The organism is Streptomyces sp. col6 (assembly GCF_008042035.1).
GTDB lineage: Bacteria > Actinomycetota > Actinomycetes > Streptomycetales > Streptomycetaceae > Streptomyces.
Genome location: NZ_RDBL01000008.1, coordinates 50,375 through 68,208 on the forward strand (window position 1 = coordinate 50,375; position 17,834 = coordinate 68,208).

Annotated in this window: 17 protein-coding genes and 1 pseudogene; 9 read left to right on the top strand and 9 right to left on the bottom strand. The window is 72.3% G+C overall.

The window, feature by feature from the left end; genetic code table 11:
• Nucleotides 1-13: 13 nt before the first annotated feature.
• The 4 genes from EAO73_RS12505 to EAO73_RS12520 form a co-directional block, all read right to left on the bottom strand.
• Nucleotides 14-2,389, bottom strand: coding sequence for an ATP-binding cassette domain-containing protein (locus tag EAO73_RS12505; protein WP_147971603.1), 2,376 nt, complete (start codon nucleotides 2,387-2,389; stop codon nucleotides 14-16).
• 98 nt (nucleotides 2,390-2,487) lie between these two features.
• Nucleotides 2,488-2,937: a helix-turn-helix transcriptional regulator gene (locus tag EAO73_RS12510; RefSeq protein WP_147971604.1), complete on the bottom strand. Its 450-nt coding sequence runs from the start codon at nucleotides 2,935-2,937 to the stop codon at nucleotides 2,488-2,490.
• 58 nt (nucleotides 2,938-2,995) lie between these two features.
• The gene (locus EAO73_RS12515) at nucleotides 2,996-4,042 is read right to left on the bottom strand and encodes a hypothetical protein (protein ID WP_147971605.1); all 1,047 of its coding nucleotides are present in this window, start codon (nucleotides 4,040-4,042) and stop codon (nucleotides 2,996-2,998) included.
• A gap of 133 nt (nucleotides 4,043-4,175) precedes the next feature.
• The gene (locus EAO73_RS12520; protein WP_147971606.1) at nucleotides 4,176-4,991 is read right to left on the bottom strand and encodes an SAM-dependent methyltransferase; all 816 of its coding nucleotides are present in this window, start codon (nucleotides 4,989-4,991) and stop codon (nucleotides 4,176-4,178) included.
• Between the two features lie 190 nt (nucleotides 4,992-5,181).
• On the opposite strand from EAO73_RS12520, the gene EAO73_RS12525 reads away from it, so the two are divergent.
• Together EAO73_RS12525 and EAO73_RS12530 are read left to right on the top strand one after the other, a co-directional pair.
• A complete protein-coding gene (locus tag EAO73_RS12525) occupies nucleotides 5,182-6,576 on the top strand; it encodes a lipase family protein (protein WP_147971607.1) in 1,395 nt (464 codons plus the stop codon).
• Between the two features lie 241 nt (nucleotides 6,577-6,817).
• On the top strand, nucleotides 6,818-7,993 hold the full coding sequence (locus tag EAO73_RS12530; RefSeq protein WP_224756259.1) for a macrolide family glycosyltransferase: 1,176 nt from the start codon (nucleotides 6,818-6,820) through the stop codon (nucleotides 7,991-7,993).
• A 75-nt stretch (nucleotides 7,994-8,068) separates the two neighbouring features.
• On the opposite strand, the gene EAO73_RS12535 is transcribed toward EAO73_RS12530, so the two are convergent.
• The 3 genes and pseudogenes from EAO73_RS12535 to EAO73_RS12545 all read right to left on the bottom strand — a co-directional run bounded on the left by EAO73_RS12535 (nucleotide 8,069) and on the right by EAO73_RS12545 (nucleotide 10,173).
• Nucleotides 8,069-9,031, bottom strand: a complete 963-nt coding sequence (locus EAO73_RS12535) for an electron transfer flavoprotein subunit alpha/FixB family protein (protein ID WP_147971608.1) — start codon at nucleotides 9,029-9,031, stop codon at nucleotides 8,069-8,071.
• Nucleotides 9,032-9,082: 51 nt separating this feature from the next.
• A pseudogene (locus EAO73_RS12540) lies at nucleotides 9,083-9,376 on the bottom strand (electron transfer flavoprotein subunit beta/FixA family protein); the annotation flags it as partial.
• A 212-nt stretch (nucleotides 9,377-9,588) separates the two neighbouring features.
• The gene (locus tag EAO73_RS12545) at nucleotides 9,589-10,173 is read right to left on the bottom strand and encodes a hypothetical protein (RefSeq protein WP_147971609.1); all 585 of its coding nucleotides are present in this window, start codon (nucleotides 10,171-10,173) and stop codon (nucleotides 9,589-9,591) included.
• 216 nt (nucleotides 10,174-10,389) lie between these two features.
• Between EAO73_RS12545 and EAO73_RS12550 the strand changes: the two genes are divergently transcribed.
• Both EAO73_RS12550 and EAO73_RS12555 read left to right on the top strand, forming a co-directional pair.
• Nucleotides 10,390-10,794 (top strand): DUF1992 domain-containing protein, encoded by a 405-nt coding sequence (locus EAO73_RS12550; RefSeq protein ID WP_147971610.1) that lies wholly within the window; start codon nucleotides 10,390-10,392, stop codon nucleotides 10,792-10,794.
• Nucleotides 10,795-10,839: 45 nt separating this feature from the next.
• The gene (locus EAO73_RS12555) at nucleotides 10,840-11,331 is read left to right on the top strand and encodes a GNAT family N-acetyltransferase (RefSeq protein WP_191134038.1); all 492 of its coding nucleotides are present in this window, start codon (nucleotides 10,840-10,842) and stop codon (nucleotides 11,329-11,331) included.
• 13 nt (nucleotides 11,332-11,344) lie between these two features.
• Here the strand turns inward: EAO73_RS12555 and EAO73_RS12560 are convergent, their stop codons facing one another.
• Entirely contained in the window at nucleotides 11,345-12,172 is an 828-nt protein-coding gene (locus tag EAO73_RS12560; protein ID WP_147971611.1) for a VOC family protein, read from the bottom strand.
• A 171-nt stretch (nucleotides 12,173-12,343) separates the two neighbouring features.
• A complete protein-coding gene (locus tag EAO73_RS12565) occupies nucleotides 12,344-12,676 on the bottom strand; it encodes a DUF6479 family protein (protein WP_147971612.1) in 333 nt (110 codons plus the stop codon).
• Between the two features lie 208 nt (nucleotides 12,677-12,884).
• Between EAO73_RS12565 and EAO73_RS12570 the strand changes: the two genes are divergently transcribed.
• The 5 genes from EAO73_RS12570 (at nucleotide 12,885) to EAO73_RS12590 (ending at nucleotide 17,791) form a co-directional block, all read left to right on the top strand.
• Nucleotides 12,885-13,277: a hypothetical protein gene (locus EAO73_RS12570; RefSeq protein ID WP_147971613.1), complete on the top strand. Its 393-nt coding sequence runs from the start codon at nucleotides 12,885-12,887 to the stop codon at nucleotides 13,275-13,277.
• 97 nt (nucleotides 13,278-13,374) lie between these two features.
• Complete coding sequence (locus EAO73_RS12575; RefSeq protein ID WP_147971614.1) at nucleotides 13,375-13,944, top strand: 2Fe-2S iron-sulfur cluster-binding protein; 570 nt, start codon at nucleotides 13,375-13,377, stop codon at nucleotides 13,942-13,944.
• On the top strand, nucleotides 13,941-14,927 hold the full coding sequence (locus EAO73_RS12580; protein WP_147971615.1) for an FAD binding domain-containing protein: 987 nt from the start codon (nucleotides 13,941-13,943) through the stop codon (nucleotides 14,925-14,927). The genes EAO73_RS12575 and EAO73_RS12580 overlap by 4 nt, the downstream gene beginning before the upstream one ends.
• A gap of 19 nt (nucleotides 14,928-14,946) precedes the next feature.
• Nucleotides 14,947-17,046, top strand: a complete 2,100-nt coding sequence (locus EAO73_RS12585) for a xanthine dehydrogenase family protein molybdopterin-binding subunit (RefSeq protein ID WP_147971616.1) — start codon at nucleotides 14,947-14,949, stop codon at nucleotides 17,044-17,046.
• 193 nt (nucleotides 17,047-17,239) lie between these two features.
• Nucleotides 17,240-17,791 carry an ATP-binding protein gene (locus tag EAO73_RS12590; RefSeq protein ID WP_147971617.1) on the top strand — a complete coding sequence of 184 codons (552 nt, stop codon included), beginning with the start codon at nucleotides 17,240-17,242 and terminating at the stop codon, nucleotides 17,789-17,791.
• Nucleotides 17,792-17,834 lie beyond the last annotated feature (43 nt).

Below are 17,834 nucleotides of genomic sequence, written 5' to 3' on the forward strand. Positions count from 1 at the left end.
CGTACGGCCTCGCTCAGGCGCCCACGTACTGCGCGAGGTGCTCTCCCGTGAGGGTGGAGCGGGCGGCGACCAGGTCGGCGGGCGTGCCCTTGAAGACGACCGTGCCGCCGTCGTGGCCGGCGCCGGGGCCCAGGTCGATGATCCGGTCCGCGTGCGCCATCACGGCCTGGTGGTGCTCGATGACGATGACCGACTTGCCGGAGTCCACCAGCCGGTCGAGCAGCCCGAGGAGCTGTTCCACGTCCGCGAGGTGCAGTCCGGTGGTCGGCTCGTCGAGCACGTACACCCCGCCCTTCTCGCCCATGTGCGTGGCCAGCTTCAGCCGCTGCCGCTCGCCGCCGGAGAGCGTGGTCAGCGGCTGGCCGAGGCTCAGATAGCCGAGCCCGACGTCCACCAGCCGTTCCAGGACCCGGTGCGCGGCCGGCGTACGGGCGTCACCGGAGCCGAAGAACTCCTCGGCCTCGGCGACCGACATGGCGAGCACCTCGCTGATGTCCCGCCCGCCGAGCCGGTATTCCAGCACCGATGCCTGGAACCGCTTGCCCTCGCACTCCTCGCAGACCGTGGCGACGCCCGCCATCATCGCGAGGTCGGTGAAGACGACGCCCGCGCCGTTGCACGTCGGGCACGCGCCCTCGGAGTTGGCGCTGAACAGGGCCGGCTTCACGTCGTTGGCCTTGGCGAACGCCTTGCGGATCGGGTCGAGCAGCCCGGTGTACGTGGCGGGGTTGCTCCGCCGCGAGCCGCGGATCGCGCCCTGGTCGACGGTCACCACGCCCTCCCGGCCGGCCACCGAGCCGTGGATCAGCGAGCTCTTGCCGGACCCGGCGACACCCGTGACGACGGTCAGCACGCCGAGCGGGATGTCCACGTCGACCCCGCGCAGGTTGTTCGTCGTCGCACCGCGCACCTCCAGTGCGCCGGTGGGCTCGCGGGTCTCAGCCTTGAGCGTGGACCGGTCGTCGAAGTGACGGCCGGTGACGGTGTCCGAGGCGCGCAGCCCGTCGACGGTGCCCTCGAAGCAGACGGTGCCGCCGCCCGTACCGGCGCCGGGGCCGAGGTCCACGACGTGGTCGGCCACCGCGATCGTCTCCGGCTTGTGCTCCACCACCAGGACCGTGTTGCCCTTGTCGCGCAGGCGCAGCAGCAGGTTGTTCATCCGCTGGATGTCGTGCGGGTGCAGCCCGGCGGTGGGCTCGTCGAAGACGTACGTGGTGTCGGTCAGCGACGAGCCGAGGTGGCGGATCATCTTGACGCGCTGCGCCTCGCCGCCGGACAGGGTGCCCGCGGGCCGGTCGAGCGCGAGGTAGCCGAGGCCGATCTCCACGAACGAGTCGAGGGTCTGCCCCAGCGCGGTGAGCAGCGGCGTGACCGAGGGCTCGTCCAGGCCGGCGATCCAGGCCGCCAGGTCGCTGGTCTGCATCGCGCAGGCGTCCGCGATGCTGATGCCCGCGATCTTCGACGACCTGGCGCCCTCGCTCAGCCGGGTTCCCTCGCAGGCGGGGCAGGTGGTGAAGGTGACCGCGCGCTCCACGAACGCCCGGATGTGCGGCTGGAGCGCGTCCTTGTCCTTGGACAGGAACGACTTCTGGATCTTGGGGATCAGCCCCTCGTACGTGAGGTTGACGCCCTCGACCTTGACCTTGGTCGGCTCCCGGTACAGGAAGTCCTGCATCTCCTTCTTGGTGAACTTCGCGATCGGCTTGTCCGGGTCGAGGAAGCCGGACTCCGCGTAGACCCGTACGGTCCAGAAGCTGTCGGACTTCCAGCCGGGGATGGTGAACGCGCCCTCGGCGAGGGACTTGGAGTCGTCGTAGAGCTGGGTGAGGTCGATGTCGGAGACCGTGCCCCGGCCCTCGCACTCGGTGCACATGCCGCCGGTGCGGCTGAAGGTGGCCTTCACGGCCTTCTTGTTGCCGCGCTCGACGGTGATCGCACCGCTCGCCTTCACCGACGCGGTGTTGAACGAGTACGCGCTCGGCGGGCCGATGTGCGGGGTGCCGAGGCGGCTGAAGAGGATGCGCAGCATGGCGTTGGCGTCGGTGGCGGTGCCCACCGTGGAGCGGGTGTCGCCGCCCATCCGCTGCTGGTCGACGATGATCGCGGTGGTCAGCCCTTCGAGGACGTCCACCTCGGGCCGGGCCAGCGTGGGCATGAACCCCTGCACGAAGGCGCTGTACGTCTCGTTGATCAGCCGCTGCGACTCGGCGGCGATGGTGTTGAACACCAGCGAGCTCTTGCCGGACCCGGAGACGCCCGTGAACACGGTCAGCCGCCGCTTCGGGATCTCGATGCTGACGTCCTTCAGGTTGTTCACGCGTGCCCCGTGCACACGGATCAGATCGTGGCTGTCGGCGATGTGCGGCTGGGTGTCTCCGGCCCTGCTCATGTGTCTCCCTGGATCAGCGGAGCCGTCGCGCGGCCCCGTCGCGGCCGGTCGAACCGGCTGCCTTCCCCGTGCGCCCGGACGGCCCGCCCGGACACCTTTCACGCTAGCGGCGTCCCCGGCAGTGGTGCTTCTCGATTCCTGACCGGCCGGGTCACCTGCTTGGCCACGCACGACGGCATCCCCGCGGTCGCCTGCGCAGCCTCCTGCCGGTAGACGCTCGGCGGTATCCCGACCAGCTCCGTGAAACGCGTACTGAACGTGCCGAGCGAGGAGCACCCGACCGCGAAGCACACCTCGGTCACGCTCATGTCCCCCCGGCGCAGCAGCGTCATCGCGCGCTCGATGCGCCGGGTCATCAGGTAGCCGTACGGTGACTCCCCGTACGCCCGCTTGAACGCGCGGCTCAGATGGCCCGCCGACATGTGCGCCCCGCGTGCCAGGGCCTCGACGTTCAGCGGCTGGGCGTACTCGCGGTCGATACGGTCCCGGACCCGGCGCAGCCGGGCGAGGTCGCGCAGGTTCTGCGCCGCGTCGGGTTTGCTCGTCACGTTCGGAAGCGTACGACGCGGGGGAGCGGCACGCCCGGGATCAGCGGGCCGGTCCGCGTCAGGTACGGGTGGCCGTGCCGCAGTCCGAGGCGTCCCGGTCCCGCATCCGCTCGTCCATCGACGTGCCCCGCTCGTACGGGTCGACCTTCGTGCCGTCGTCCGAGGGCCCCCGCTCCTTCGCGAACTCGGGGCGGAAGTAGCCGGTGGTGTTCGAGCAGCCGCCGTTGGCGGAGTCCACCCGGTACGCCTTCAGCGAGAAGGTCCCCGGCTCGGTGAGCACCTTGCCGGGGTCGCCCCAGCTCATCACGATCTCGCGGCGGGCGATCGTACGGGCGACCTCGTCGCTGTCACCGGACGCCCGCACCAGGGGGTAGACGAAGGTGACGTCGGCGGTCACCTCGACCGCGCCGCGCTCGCCCTCCCGGTACGTGATCCCGCCCCGCGTCTTGATCACATCACCGGCCAGGCGTGCGTACGACGGATCGAAGCGGCTGAAGAGTGTCAGCGGGTCGTTCTTCCGGTCCGGGGTGTCGAAGGCGTTCGCCAGGTACTCCCTGACGTCGGCCTGCTTCGGATTGAGGGCCGCGATCGCCTTCACCGGCCGCTCCCCGCGCAGCACGGCCGGATCGAGTCCGGAGTCGGAGAGGAAGGCCAGACTGCTGTCGAGCGCGTCGGCCACCTGCTTCTCGCTCATCCAGCCGGTCGCCCGCGCCGACGGCATCGTGATCCCGGCCGTCCCCGCCGCCCAGTGCTCCGCCGGTGACCCCTTGAACGGGTCGTCCAGCGTCGGCTGTCCGGACGCCGCCGCGGACCCGCCCCCTCCGTCGAAGCCGAACCATCCGGTCACCCGGCCGGGGTCCAGCGCCACGACGAACAGCGCGACGACGAGCACCAGGCCCACCACGTACCAGGCCTTGCCGCGGCGCCGGCGGGGCGGCTCATGGGTGCGCCACCCCTGGGGCGGGCCGGGCTCCTCGCGCAGCCGCCGCGTCACCATCCGGGCTCGTGCGGACGGCTCCTCGGGGGCGCCGGGCGTCCCGGCCTCGGCCTCGCGCAGGAAGCGCTCCCACTCCTCGTCAGGTATGGAGGACCCACCCTTGTCCACGCTGCGCTCCCGCTCCCCCCGGCACCCCCGGCCGGTCCGATTTTCCGTGCATCATCACACAGCCCGGTGACACCCGGCGCGAACGGTTCGCGCGCCAAGTGCCCACCGGGCCGGTGCTGATGGGGTGTGCGCGTTACGGCTTGCGGCCGACCGCCACGTATCCCGGGGTGACGACCTCGCCGGTGCCGGGGACCGGCTCGCCGAGCTCGGGGTGCCAGGCCTCGGCGGCGACGATGCCGGGCTCCACGATCTCCAGCCCGTCGAAGAACGAGGCGAACTGGGCGCGGGTGCGCGGCGCCAGCGTCAGGGTGTTGGCCTTGTACATCTCGTCCACCTGGCGCGCCTCCTCCGGGTGGAAGTCGGCGGTGATCTGCGAGATGACCATGTAGCTGCCGGGCGCGAGGACGTCGGTCAGCCGGCTCACCAGCTCGTACGCGCCGTCCTCGTCGCTCACGAAGTGCAGCAGCGCGATCATCGACAGGGCCACCGGCTTGCCGAAGTCCAGCGTCCTGCCCGCGTGTTCGAGGATGGTGTCGACATTGCGCGCATCGGCCTGCACGTAGTCGATGACGCCCTCGGGCGTCCCCTTGAGCAGGGCCTCGGCGTGGGCCAGCACGATGGGGTCGTTGTCGCAGTAGACGACTCGGGTGCTGGGCTCGGCCTCCTGGGCCACCTGGTGCAGGTTGGGTTCGGTGGGTATGCCGGTGCCGATGTCGAGGAACTGGCGGACGCCCTGGGCGGAGAGCCAGCGGGTGGCGCGGTGCATGAAGGCCCGGTTGATCTTGGCCATCACCGGGACGTTCGGCTCGACGGCCAGCATCTGGCGGCCCATGGCCTCGTCCACCGGGTAGTTGTCCTTGCCGCCCAGGAACCAGTCGTACATCCGCGCGGGATGCGGCTTGCTGGTGTCGATGAGCGGGGCGGTGGTGTCGTTCTCCGGTCGGGACATGGCCAACTCCAGGGTGCGGGAGGCTGCGGATGATCAGCTCGCGCCCACCCTAAGCAACTTGGCCGCCGGGAGCACGAGTTCGGTCGCCGATGATAGTTACCAATGCGTAACTTACTGACGGGTTACCACCGGTAATCCCCGCTGTTAGCTTGCGCTCACCCGCCATTCGAAGCAGAGCGAGGAGTGAGCTGTGAGCCGCAAGGACAGCCGTTCGCGTTCCACCTTCTTCACACCCCCCACCCGCCGCCCGGTCGCCCGCACCCTGCGCGCCACCGCCGTCGCCGTGACCGCCGCCGCGTGTGTGGCCGCGTACGCGGCGGCGCCCGCGTCGGCCACGGACGGCACCGAACCCGTCGTCTCCCGGGGCGTGACCATCCCCGCGTTCTACAACCCGCCCGCCCAACTGCCCGCCACCAACGGGGAGCTGATACGGACCGAGCCCCTGCCGCTCGGTCTGAGCCTGCCCGGCCTGGACGGCCGCCCGATGCCGGGCACCGCGACCCGCCTCATGTACCGCACGACCGACTCCAACGGGCAGCCGGCCGCGGTGACCGGCGCCTACATCGAACCCTCGGCCGCCTGGAAGGGCGGCGGCGCCCGCCCGCTGGTGGCGCTGGCCTCCGGCACCATGGGCCAGGGCGACCAGTGCGCGCCCTCGCTGGCCCTCCAGCACCCGCTGGCCCTCACCCCCGAGTCCGTGTCGATCGGCTACGAGACCCTTTCCGTCTACCGGCTCCTGTCCGCCGGTGTCGCGGTCGTCGTCACCGACTACGTGGGCCTCGGCACCACCGACCGGCTGCACACCTACGTCAACCGGGTCGACGAGGGCCACGCGCTGCTGGACGCGGTCCGCGCCGCGCACCGGCTGCCCGCCACCTCGCTCACGGCCGCGTCCCGCACCGGCCTGTACGGCTACAGCCAGGGTGGCGGGGCCAGCGCCTCGGCCGCCGAGCTCCAGCCCTCGTACGCCCCCGAGATCCAGCTCGCCGGCACCTACGCCGGGGCGCCGCCCGCCGACCTGACCGCGACGATGAAGGGCATCGACGGCAGCGCCCTGGCCGGCGCCCTCGCCTGGTCGATCAACGGCTTCGCCCAGGCCGACGCGGACCTCCGCGACGTCGTGGAGGCCAACATCAACGACGCCGGGCGCACCGCGCTGAAGAACGCGTCGACCATGTGCGTCGGCGACGCGATCCTCGGCTACGGCTTCGCCAAGAGCTCCAAGTGGACCACCACCGGCAAGTCGCTCGGCGAGATCATCGCCGCCGAGCCCAAGGCGCAGGCCGCGCTCGACAAGCAGCGCATAGGCACCCTCAAGCCGACCGGCCCGGTACGGGTGGCGACCGGCATCCAGGACGACATCGTGCCGCACGCCCAGGCGCGTCAGCTCGCCGTCGACTGGTGCCGCAAGGGCGGCGACGTCACCTACGACGCCGTCATCCTGCCCAACCTCGGCGACAAGATCCTCACCAACCACATGGTGCCGCTCATCACCGACCAGGGCGACGCCATCTCCTGGATGACCGACCGCCTCGCCGGCAAGCGCGCCACCTCCAACTGCTGGTCGATGCCGATCCAGCCCTGACCCCGTCGTCCGCGCCCGTCGGCCGGTCCGCGCCCACGGAAAACCCTGTGCGCGCGGACCGGCCGGCGGCTAGGGTCGCCGCATGAACATCGTCCAGCTCTACGGCTGACGCGGCCGGGGCACGCCCCCGACCCGTCCGGCACACCGTGTCCACGCGCCCACCGACCGGCCCTCGCCGGGGTGGCGACGCGCCGGTCTGCCGTGTCTCCTTCCGCCGTAGAACTGAAACGAGTGAAGTCCCATGACACGTCGCCGTGCCCATATCGCCATGGTCGGCATCCCCGCTGTCAGCCATGTCCTGCCGAGCATCGAGGTCATCCGCGAACTCGTCGCCCGAGGCCACCGCGTCACCTACGCCAACGACCCCGTGATGGCCGAGCGCATCGAGGCCACCGGCGCCACCTTCGTGCCGTACACCTCCGTGCTCCCGGTCGGGGACAACAACTGGCCGGACGACCCCATCGCCGCCATGGGCCTCTTTCTGGACGACGCCGTCCAGGCCCTGCCCCAGCTGCGCGCCGTCTACGACGAGGACCCGGCGGACCTGTACCTGTACGACATCGGCGCGTACCCGGCACGGGTGCTGGCCGAGTCGCAGGGCCGCCGCCTGATGCAGTTCTCGCCGACCTTCGTCGGCTGGCGGAGCTACGGGAAGGACGTGGCGGCCCAACTCTGGGCGCTGCCGGGGGCCGACGCGTACCGCGCGAGGTTCACCGAGTGGCTGGCCGGCTCCGGTGCGACCACGCGGGACATGGACGCCTTCGTCGGCCGCCCCGACCACACCCTGGCCCTGATCCCCCGGGCGATGCAGCCCCACGCGGACGACGTGGACATGGAAACCGTCACGTTCGTCGGGCCCTGCTTCGCCGGGCGCGGCGAGGAGCAGACCTGGACCCGGCCCGCCGGGGCGGAGAAGGTGCTGCTGATCTCGCTGGGGTCCGCGTACACCAACCGCCCTGATTTCTACCGCAGTTGCCTGGCGGCGTACGGGGATCTGCCCGGGTGGCACGTCGTGCTCCAGATCGGCAAGCAGACGGACCCGGCGGAGCTGGGCACCGTCCCCGGCAACGTCGAGGTCCACCGGTGGGTGCCGCAGTTGGCCATCCTCCAGCAGGCGGACGCCTTCCTCACGCACGCCGGGATGGGCGGCAGCTCCGAGGGGCTGTACAGCGGGGTGCCGATGATCGCCGTGCCGCAGGGCGTCGACCAGTTCATGAACGCGGACAAGCTCGTGGAGCTGGGGGTCGCCCGCCGTATCGACACCGACGACGCCACCCCCGAGGCGCTGCGCGAAGCCCTCGACGCGCTGGTCAACGACCCCGAGGTGGCACGGCGCTCGGCGCGGCTGCGCGACGACGCCCGCGCGGAGGGCGGCACCCGCCGTGCCGCCGGCCTGGTGGAGGAACTGCTCGGCTGAACGACGCCCGGCCGGGGCGTTGAGCGGGATGTCCGCGCTCAACGCCCCGGCCGGGCACAGCAGCCTGAGGGAGTGTCAGCCCTTGCGGGTGTTGATCTCCTCGGTGAGCTGGGGGACGACGTCGAAGAGGTCGCCGACGACGCCGTAGTCGACGAGGTCGAAGATCGGGGCCTCGGCGTCCTTGTTGACCGCGACGATGGTCTTCGAGGTCTGCATGCCGGCGCGGTGCTGGATCGCGCCGGAGATGCCGTTGGCGATGTAGAGCTGCGGGGAGACGGACTTGCCGGTCTGGCCGACCTGGTTGGTGTGCGGGTACCAGCCCGCGTCCACGGCGGCGCGCGAGGCGCCCACCGCGGCACCGAGCGAGTCCGCGAGGGCCTCGATGACCGCGAAGTTCTCCGCGCCGTTGACGCCACGGCCACCGGAGACCACGATCGCGGCCTCCGTCAGCTCCGGACGGCCCGTCGACTCACGCGGCGTACGCGAGAGCACCTTCGTACCGCGGGAGGCGTCGGAGAACTCCACCGCCAGCGCCTCCACCGCACCGGCCGCGGATGCCGGCTCCACCGGCGCCGAGTTCGGCTTCACGGTGATGACCGGAACGCCCTTGGAGACACGGGACTTGGTCGTGTACGAGGCGGCGAACGCGGACTGCGTGGCGACCGGACCCTCGTCGCCGGCTTCCAGGTCGACGGCGTCGGTGATGATGCCGGAACCGATACGGACCGCGAGACGCGCCGCGATCTCCTTGCCCTCCGCGGAGGAGGACACCAGCACCGCCACCGGCGACACCGCCGCGTACGCGGCCTGGAGGGCGTCGACCTTCGGCACCACGAGGTAGTCGGCGAACTCGGCGGCCTCCGACGTGAGGACCTTCACCGCACCGTGCTCGGCGAGCACATCCGCCGTACCGGACGCACCGGCGCCGACCGCGACCGCGACCGGGTCACCGATCCGGCGCGCGAGCGTCAGCAACTCCAGCGTGGGCTTGCGGACCGCACCGTCCACATGATCGACAAAGACGAGAACTTCAGCCATCAGACCTACTCCTGCACATCAGCGAAACGAACGGAGGAACCACGAAACGGGCTAGATGAACTTCTGGCCGGCCAGGAACTCGGCCAGCTGCTTGCCGCCCTCGCCCTCGTCCTTCACGATCGTGCCCGCGGTACGGGCCGGACGCTCGGTCGCGGAATCGACCGCGGTCCACGCACCCGCCAGACCCACCTCGTCCGCGTCGATCCCCAGGTCGTCCAGATCCAGGGACTTCACCGGCTTCTTCTTCGCCGCCATGATCCCCTTGAACGACGGGTAACGGGCCTCACCCGACTGGTCGGTCACCGACACCACCGCCGGCAGCGACGCCTCCAGCTCCTCCGACGCACCCGCCCGGCCCGCCGGGACAAGCACCACGCGGAAGGAAGTGGCACGGCATGACGAAGGACACCGACCGCACACCGCGACCCCCCGCCGCACCGGCCGGGGCGGGGTGTCGTCCGAGAAGTACGGGGACCCGGTGCCGGCGGCCCGGTCCTCGGACGCCGGACGCCCGGCCGGTGCGGCGGGGGGTCGCGGTGTGCGGTCGGTGTCCTTCGTCATGCCGTGCCACTTCCTTCCGCGTGGTGCTTGTCCCGGCGGGCCGGGCGGTCCGTGCCATGGGATACGAGGACGTCGAAGAGGCCCCGGGCCTCGACCAGCGCCGTCCGCAGCTGCTCCGTGTCGCCCTCGCCGTGCTTGGCGTCGTGCACCCGGCGATAGCCGTGGACGTGCTCGGCGTGGTGGACGGAGAGCGCGTCGCTCTGCTCGCCGAAGTCCCTGCCGTCCGGGAAGCCCAGGTCACGGGCCAGCTCCGCGAGGAGCGTGTCGGCCTCGGCCACCGCCTGCTGCGGCGAGTCGACGAATTGGTCCTGGACCCGGGCCCAGCGGGCGAGGTACTCGTCCCGGGCCTCGGGCGACAGCGGGCGCTCGTCCAGCGAGCCGTGCCGCTTGAGCCGTTCGTTCAGTTCCTGTTCGGCGGCCTTGGCGTCGCCCTTGTGGCGCGCCACGGCACGGTCGTACTCGGGTCCGAACCGCCGTCGCAGCCCATGACCGCCGTTCCTCCGGCCGAGGACCAGGAACAGTCCGGCGGCCACCACCACGACGACCGCGAGGATGATCACGAGAGTCGTCATCGTCACCACCCCCGGCGGTAGTCGGTCCGCAGGTCGCTGAGTTCCACTCCCACCATCCCTTTCGGTTCGTTGCCCGGCTCCGTTCCGACCGGGCGTGACGCTCGTGTACCCCCGCTTACACGTTCGAGACACCGTGCGCGCACATCTGCCGCCCAACAGGCTTTCCGGGGCGCCTCGGTAGGGTGGAAGGGCCGCAGCAGGAGTACTCCGAGAGGGCGGATCACGGTGACCGAGCGCAAACCCGCGGGTGTCAGCTTCGAATCATGGGTGGACCAGCAGATCCGGGAGTCCGAACGGCGGGGTGACGTCTCCCGGCTGCCCGGGTTCGGCAAGCCGATCGAGGCGCTGAGTGCCCCGTACGACGAGACGTGGTGGATCAAGTCGAAGATGCAGCGCGAGGGGGTCTCGGTGCTGCCGCCCGCGCTGGCGCTGCGCAAGGAGGCCGAGGACGTCGTCGCCGGCCTGCCGGAGATCCGGACGGAGGCCGAGGTGCGCCGGGTGCTGGCCGAGGTGAACGACAAGATCCGGGAGGCGGTGCGCCGTCCGCCGCCGGGACCGTTGCTCAACCTGCGGCCGTTCGATGTGGACGCCCTGGTCGAGAAGTGGCGCGAGGCGCGCGCCGCCTCCTGAGGAGCCCCGGGCCGGCCGCCGACGCGGATGCGTAATACTCCTTTCATGAGATCAAGTGTTACGCCGCCGGGCCGCCGGGCAGCCGGCGGCCCGGTCCGCGTCAGGCGGGCGACCGCGCGGGACGCCAAGCGCCTCACCCGCCTGGTCAGGTCGTCCCGCGCCTACGAGGGCCCCTACGCGCCGATGGTCGCCGGGTACCGGGTGGGTCCGGACTACATCGAGGCCCACGAGGTCTTCGCCGCCGTGCAGGAGGCGACGGACCGGGTGCTCGGCTTCTACGCGCTGATCCTGGACCCGCCCGAGCTGGACCTGCTCTTCGTCGCCGACGACGCGCAGGGCACCGGCACCGGGCGGCTGCTCGTCGGCCACCTGCGAGGGGAGGCGGAGGCCCGCGGGCTGACCGGCGTACGCGTCGTCTCGCATCCGCCGGCCGAGGGCTTCTACCTGAGCGTCGGGGCGCGGCGGACCGGCACCGTACGGGCCGCGCCGCCCGCGGTCATGTGGGACCGGCCCGAGCTGGTGCTGCCGGTCGCCTGAGGCGCGCCGCCCCTCAGGCCGCGCCGGCGTCCGATGCCCGGTGGACGTCCGTGACGGTGAACAGTCCCCCGTCCGGGTCCACCAGCGTGGCTTCCCGGTCCTCGTGGCGGGTCAGCTCCTCCACCAGCGAGGCTCCGTGCGCGCGTGCCACCTCGATCGTGTCGCCCACGTCGTCCACGGGGAAGTTGACCTGCCAGTGCGGGCGGACCAGCGGGTCGGGGGCGGCCTCGACCGCGCCGGAGCTGATCCGGGCCAGCTGGCGGCCCCCGCACTGGACGACGACCTCGTCCTTCGCGTACGCCACCTCGCAGGCGCCCGGCTGCCCGCTCGCCCAGTCCAGCACCTCGCCGTAGAAGATCGCGGCGTCGAAGGCGCTCCGGGTGCGCAGCCGCAGCCAGGCGTGGGCATGGCCGTCCGGTGCGGGCGGTGACGTCGCCGGCTCGGTCCGCTCCCAGATGCCGAAGCCGGCCCCGTCCCGGTCGGCGGCCAGCGCGCCGCGCCCCTTGCCGAGCGTCAGCGGGCCCACCGCCACCGTGCCGCTGCGCTCCCGGATGCGGGAGGCGGCCACATCGGCGTCCCGGACGGCGAAGTAGGGCGTCCAGGCCACCGCGACCCGGAAGGCCGTGGCCACGGCGCCGATGCCGGCGACAGGCACATCGCCGCGACGGGCCACCGAGAAGTCCTGGCCGAGCCGGCCCGGACGGAAGGTCCAGCCCATCACCGGGCCGTAGAACGCCTGCGCGGACTCCAGGTCGCGGGTCATCAGGTTGACCCAGCAAGGAGCGGCGGATCCGGTCAGAGCCGCGCGCACGGGCGCCGTGCCGGAGGTGCTTGGGGTCATGGTGCAACTGCCTTCATCGGGGGTGCGGCGCAGATGCCGGCGGCCATCGGGGCCGTCACCAGCCTCACCGGGGGCGGCCGCTCCCGCAACACGCGGGGCGCCCGCCCGCCGCGACCGCGCGGGGCCCGGACGGCAGGCCGTCCGGGCCCCGGGTCCCCGGGCGGGAGCCGGTCAGTCGCGCTTGTCGTCGTCCTCGTGGCGGATCGGCTCGTTGCCGTGCTCGCCGAGCTCGTACGGCGAGAGGCCCCTGCCGTCCGCCGGGAAGCGGTCGTCGCCGTGGACGTCCCGCTTCTCCTCGTGACTGCGGTGCTCGGGGCCGACCGGCTGCTCGTCCGGCCGGGGCGGGGGCAGCTCCTGGTCGTGCCGTCGCTTGCCCAGCAGGAAGGCGCCGATCAGCATGATCACCAGGAGCACACCGATCACGCCCATCACGACACCTGTCGCGCCGCGTCCGTCCGCGAGGGTGACCGCCAGGGAATTCAGGGCTCCATCCGAAACGTCCATGCTTGCCGGATACCCCGGTACGGACCCCTCAGTCGGGGTGGCGATCGAATTCATGTTTTAAGTGGATATGGAGACAGAAAATGTTTCGAGCCGTGTGGGCCCGGACTTCCCCGGGCACGCGAGGGGTTCCGGGCCGCTCCTGTCGCAGCCGACTGCCGGTGGGGTCAGCCTGGAGATGACGGCAACGCCCCCTTCGTAAGGAGCAGCGGTGAACAGCGCACAGGACAAGCGGCAGGCCACGGAGGACCACCACGACCAGGAGGTGTCGGTCGTCGTCAGCGGCTGCCCCGAGGACGACGCGCGCACGGTCTTCGACGCGCTGCGGGCCGCCTTCACCACCGACCGCTCATCGGCCGACGTGCCCCATGAGACCGAGGGCAGGCGGCCCACCGCATGGGCGGCGACCGTCGATGTGTCGGAGGCCCGGGTGATCTCGGGATCCGTGACACTCGGTACCCCCGTCACGGTCGATGTGCAGGGCGGCTACCGGGCCGTGGACCGGCTCAGGGAAGGCCTGGCCGACGCCTTCGCCGTCCGGGTGGTCGGCACGGTTTCGGGGGACCAGGAGGAGGAAGTGCGGCTGAGGCTGGAGAACAAGTAGGCCGAACGCCCGTGGCGGGCGGCCGAGCCGGCCGGGGCGACAGGTCACATCTGGTAGAAATCGGACAAAGTGACTTCGTCGTCGAAAGGTGTCGCACGTGGACCCGACCAGCGCGTGGGAGGGCGGCGCCGGAGAACCGGCGTCCGGCGGCCTTCCCTCCGCCAACCTGACCCTGCACATCAACGGCACCGAACGCACCCTCACCCTCGACCACCGCACCACGCTCCTGGACGCCCTGCGCCACCACCTGGACCTGACCGGGGCGAAGAAGGGCTGCGACCACGGCCAGTGCGGCGCCTGCACCGTCCTGGTGGACGGCCGCCGCGCCAACAGCTGCCTCCTGCTGGCCGTCGCCCAGGACGGCTCCCGCGTCACCACGGTCGAGGGCCTGGCGGACGGCGACCGGCTGCACCCCCTCCAGGAGGCGTTCCTGGAGCGGGACGCCTTCCAGTGCGGCTACTGCACCCCCGGTCAGCTCTGCTCCGCCGCCGGCGTCCTCGCCGAGGCCGACTACGGCCACCCGTCCCACGTCACCCCGCACGACGCCCGCGTGGGCGTCCCGGCCCGGCTCGGCCCGGAGGAGATCCGCGAGCGGATGAGCGGCAACCTCTGCCGCTGCGGTGCCTACCCGCGGATCGTCGAGGCCGTCGAGGACGTGGCGCCGTGAAGCCCTTCGCCTACCTGCGCGCCGAGACCGTCTCCGACGCCGTCCGCGCCTGCGCCGCCCACCCCGGGGCCAAGTTCCTCGGCGGCGGCACCAACCTCGTCGACCTGATGAAGCTCGGCGTGGAGACACCCGGGCTGCTCGTCGACGTGAGCCGGCTGCCGCTGGACCAGGTCACGGACACCGCCGAAGGGGGCCTGCGCGTCGGCGCCACCGTGCGCAACAGCGACCTGGCCGCCCACCCCGCCGTACGGACCCGCTACTCCGCCCTTTCGCAGGCCCTGCTGGCCGGCGCCTCCGGGCAGCTCCGCAACATCGCGACCACCGGCGGCAACCTCCTCCAGCGCACCCGGTGCCCGTACTTCCAGGACACGACGAAGCCCTGCAACAAGCGGGAGCCGGGCACCGGCTGCCCCGCCCGCGAGGGCGCCCACCGCGACCTCGCCGTAATCGGGTACTCCGAGGAGTGCGTCGCCACCCACCCCTCCGACATGGCCGTCGCGCTCGCCGCGCTCGACGCGGACGTCGTGCTGCACGGGCCGGAGGGCGAACGGACCGTGCCGGTCACCGATTTCCACCGGCTGCCCGGGGACAACCCCGACGCCGACACGGTCGTCCGGCCCGGCGAGCTCGTCACCGAGGTGCTGCTGCCCCCGCTGCCCGACGGCACCGTCTGCCTGTACCGCAAGGCCCGCGACCGCGCCTCCTACGCCTTCGCGCTGGTCTCCGTGGCCGCCGTCCTGCGCGTACGCGAAGGACGGATCGAGCACGCGGCGCTGGCGTTCGGCGGGCTCGCCCACCGGCCCTGGCGGGCCCGCACCGCCGAGGAGATCCTGCGCGGCGCACCCGCCACCGACGCCACCTTCCTGCGGGCGGCCGACGCCGAACTCGCCGCGGCCCGCCCACTGCGCGACAACGCGTTCAAGGTCCGCCTCGCCCGGCACCTGGCCGTCGACGCCCTCGCCGAACTCACCGCCCGCACCTGAAGAGCCGAGGACTCCCGCCATGAGCCACGCCCCCCAGTCCCTGGGCGCGCCCGCCGTCCGCCGCGAGGGCCGCGCCAAGGTGACCGGCACCGCGCGCTACGCCGCCGAGCGCGGCCTGCCCGGCTGCCTCTACGCCTGGGTCGTGCCCGCATCCGTGCCGGCCGGCCGGATCACCGCCGTCCGCACCGTCGACGCCCTGGCCCACCCCGGCGTCCACACCGTCCTCACCCACGACAACGCGCCGCGGCTCCACGAGCCGGACGACCCGATCCTCGCCGTGCTCCAGGACGACCGGGTGCCCCACCGCGGCTGGCCGGTCGCGCTCGTCGTGGCGGACAGCCTGGCGAGCGCACGGGCCGGCGCCGCCGCCCTGCACATCACCTACGAGACAATCCCGCACGACGTCGTGCTGACCGACGACCACGCCGGGCTCTACACGCCGGAGCTCGCCAACGGCGGCTACCCGGCCGTCCGCGAACGCGGCGACTTCGACCGGGCCTTCGAGGCGTCGCCCGTACGCGTCGACGTGACGTACACCGTGGAACCGCTGCACAACCACCCCATGGAGCCGCACGCGTCGACCGCCCACTGGTCGCCCGACGGACACCTCACGGTGTACGACTCCAGCCAGGGCGCCACCAAGGTCCGCGACAGCCTCGCCGCCGCCTTCGGGATCGGGGCCGACCGGATCACCGCCGTCTCCGAACACGTCGGCGGCGGCTTCGGCTCCAAGGGCACCCCGCGCCCGCAGACCGTGCTCGCCGCGATGGCCGCGCTGCACACCGGCCGCCCGGTCGAACTCGCCCTGGCGCGGCGCCAGATGCCGGCGCTCGTCGGGCACCGGGCGCCCACCGTGCAGCGCGTCAGGCTCGGCGCCGGATCCGACGGCACGCTCACCTCGGTCGCCCAGGAGATCATCACCCACACGTCCAGGATCAAGGAGTTCGTGGAGCAGGCCGCCGTGCCCGCCCGCGTCATGTACGGCTCACCGCACAGCCGGACCACCCACCGGGTCGCCGCCCTGGACGTGCCGAGCCCGTCGTGGATGCGTGCCCCGGGCGAGGCCCCCGGCATGTACGCCCTGGAGTCCGCCATGGACGAACTCGCGGCGCGGCTCTCCCTCGACCCCGTCGACCTGCGCCTGCGCAACGACCCGGCCGACGAGCCCGACTCCGGCAAACCCTTCAGCAGCCGCGGCCTGGCCGCCTGTCTGCGCGAGGGCGCCGAGCGCTTCGGCTGGCGCGACCGCGACCCCGCCCCCGGCATCCGCCGCGAGGGCGCCCTGCTGCTCGGCACGGGCGTCGCCTCGGCCACGTACCCCGTCTACGCCAGTGCCGGCCACGCCTCCGCGCACGCCGCCCCCGACGGCACCTACCGGATCGCCATCAACGCCACCGACATCGGCACCGGCGCCCGTACCGTCCTCGCGCAGATCGCCGCGGACGTGCTGGGCGCACCACTGGACGACGTGGCCGTCGACATCGGCGACAGCGATCTGCCGGACGCCTCGCTGGCCGGCGGCTCCTCCGGCACCGCCTCCTGGGGCTGGGCCGTGCACAAGGCCGCCTCCGGACTCGCGGAACGGCTCGCCGCGCACACCGGGCCGCTGCCCGACGCGGGAGTGACCGTCACCGCCGACACCACCGAGGAGACCGCCGAGGAATCCCCGTACGCCCGCCACGCCTTCGGGGCGCACTTCGCCGAGGTCGCCGTCGACACCCGCACGGGCGAGGTCCGCGTGCGCCGCATGCTCGGCGTCTTCGCCGCCGGCCGCATCCTCAACTCCCGAACCGCGCGCTCCCAGTTCATCGGCGGCATGACCATGGGCATCGGCATGGCCCTCACCGAGGGCAGTACCCTGGACCCGGTGTTCGGCGACTTCACCGAGAGCGACCTCGCCTCGTACCACGTCCCCGTCTGCGCCGACGTGACCGCCATCGACGCGCACTGGATCGACGAGGACGACCCCCACCTCAACCCCATGGGCAGCAAGGGCATCGGCGAGATCGGCATCGTGGGTGCCGCGGCGGCCGTGGGCAACGCCTTCCGGCATGCCACTGGCGTCCGGCTGCGCACCCTGCCCCTCACACCCGACCGGGTGCTCACGCACCTGCTGTGACCACCCGGCCGCGCACCCCGGCCGGGTGAAAGTGCCGGTCACCCGGGGTGCGCGGCCCGATATGTTGCGCGACCGGCCCAGCCGGGTCACCCTGTGGAGTGACCCAGAAGAGACATCTGCTCACTCTTCGTATTCGGGGGTCGTTGGTTCAACGGGGCGAAGTATGTGGGCCTCGATGTGAGGAGCCTCGACGATGACCGTTCCACTCGACCGGCACTATCTGGTCGAACTCCAGGTTTCCGCAGAGCGTGTGGACCAGCTGCGACGGATAGTCGCCGCACATCTGCGCCACTGGAGTCTCGAACTCCACATCCGGCCCGTGTGCCGTGCTGTGGAGGAGCTGCTGACCAATGTCCACCGGCACGTCGGTGACGACAGCCACTGCGTCGTCGAACTCCGCTGGTCCGGACGGCACCTCACGGTCTCCGTCGCCGACAACGGCTCCGAGATGCCGCGGCTGCTCCACGAGGGCGGCGGCCTGAGCCGGGTCATGGCCCTCAGTGACAGCTGGGGCACCTGCCGGACCGCCGAGGGCAAGGTCGTCTGGTTCACCCGGTACGCCCAGGAGCCGCAGCACATCGAGCTGGTGCCGCTGCCGCCGCTGCCCGGTGTCCGCGAGTTCCGCCGCCCGCCGGCCGTGGCCGCGGAGATCCCCGAGCCCGTCCCGGCCGCGGTCGAGGAGACCGTGCCCGTCGCGGCCGGCATCGAGGAGAACGTCCCCGACGCCGCCCCCGCCCTCGTCTGAGGCGTACTCCCCACGGCGGCACGGGAGCACCCGCCCCCGCCAC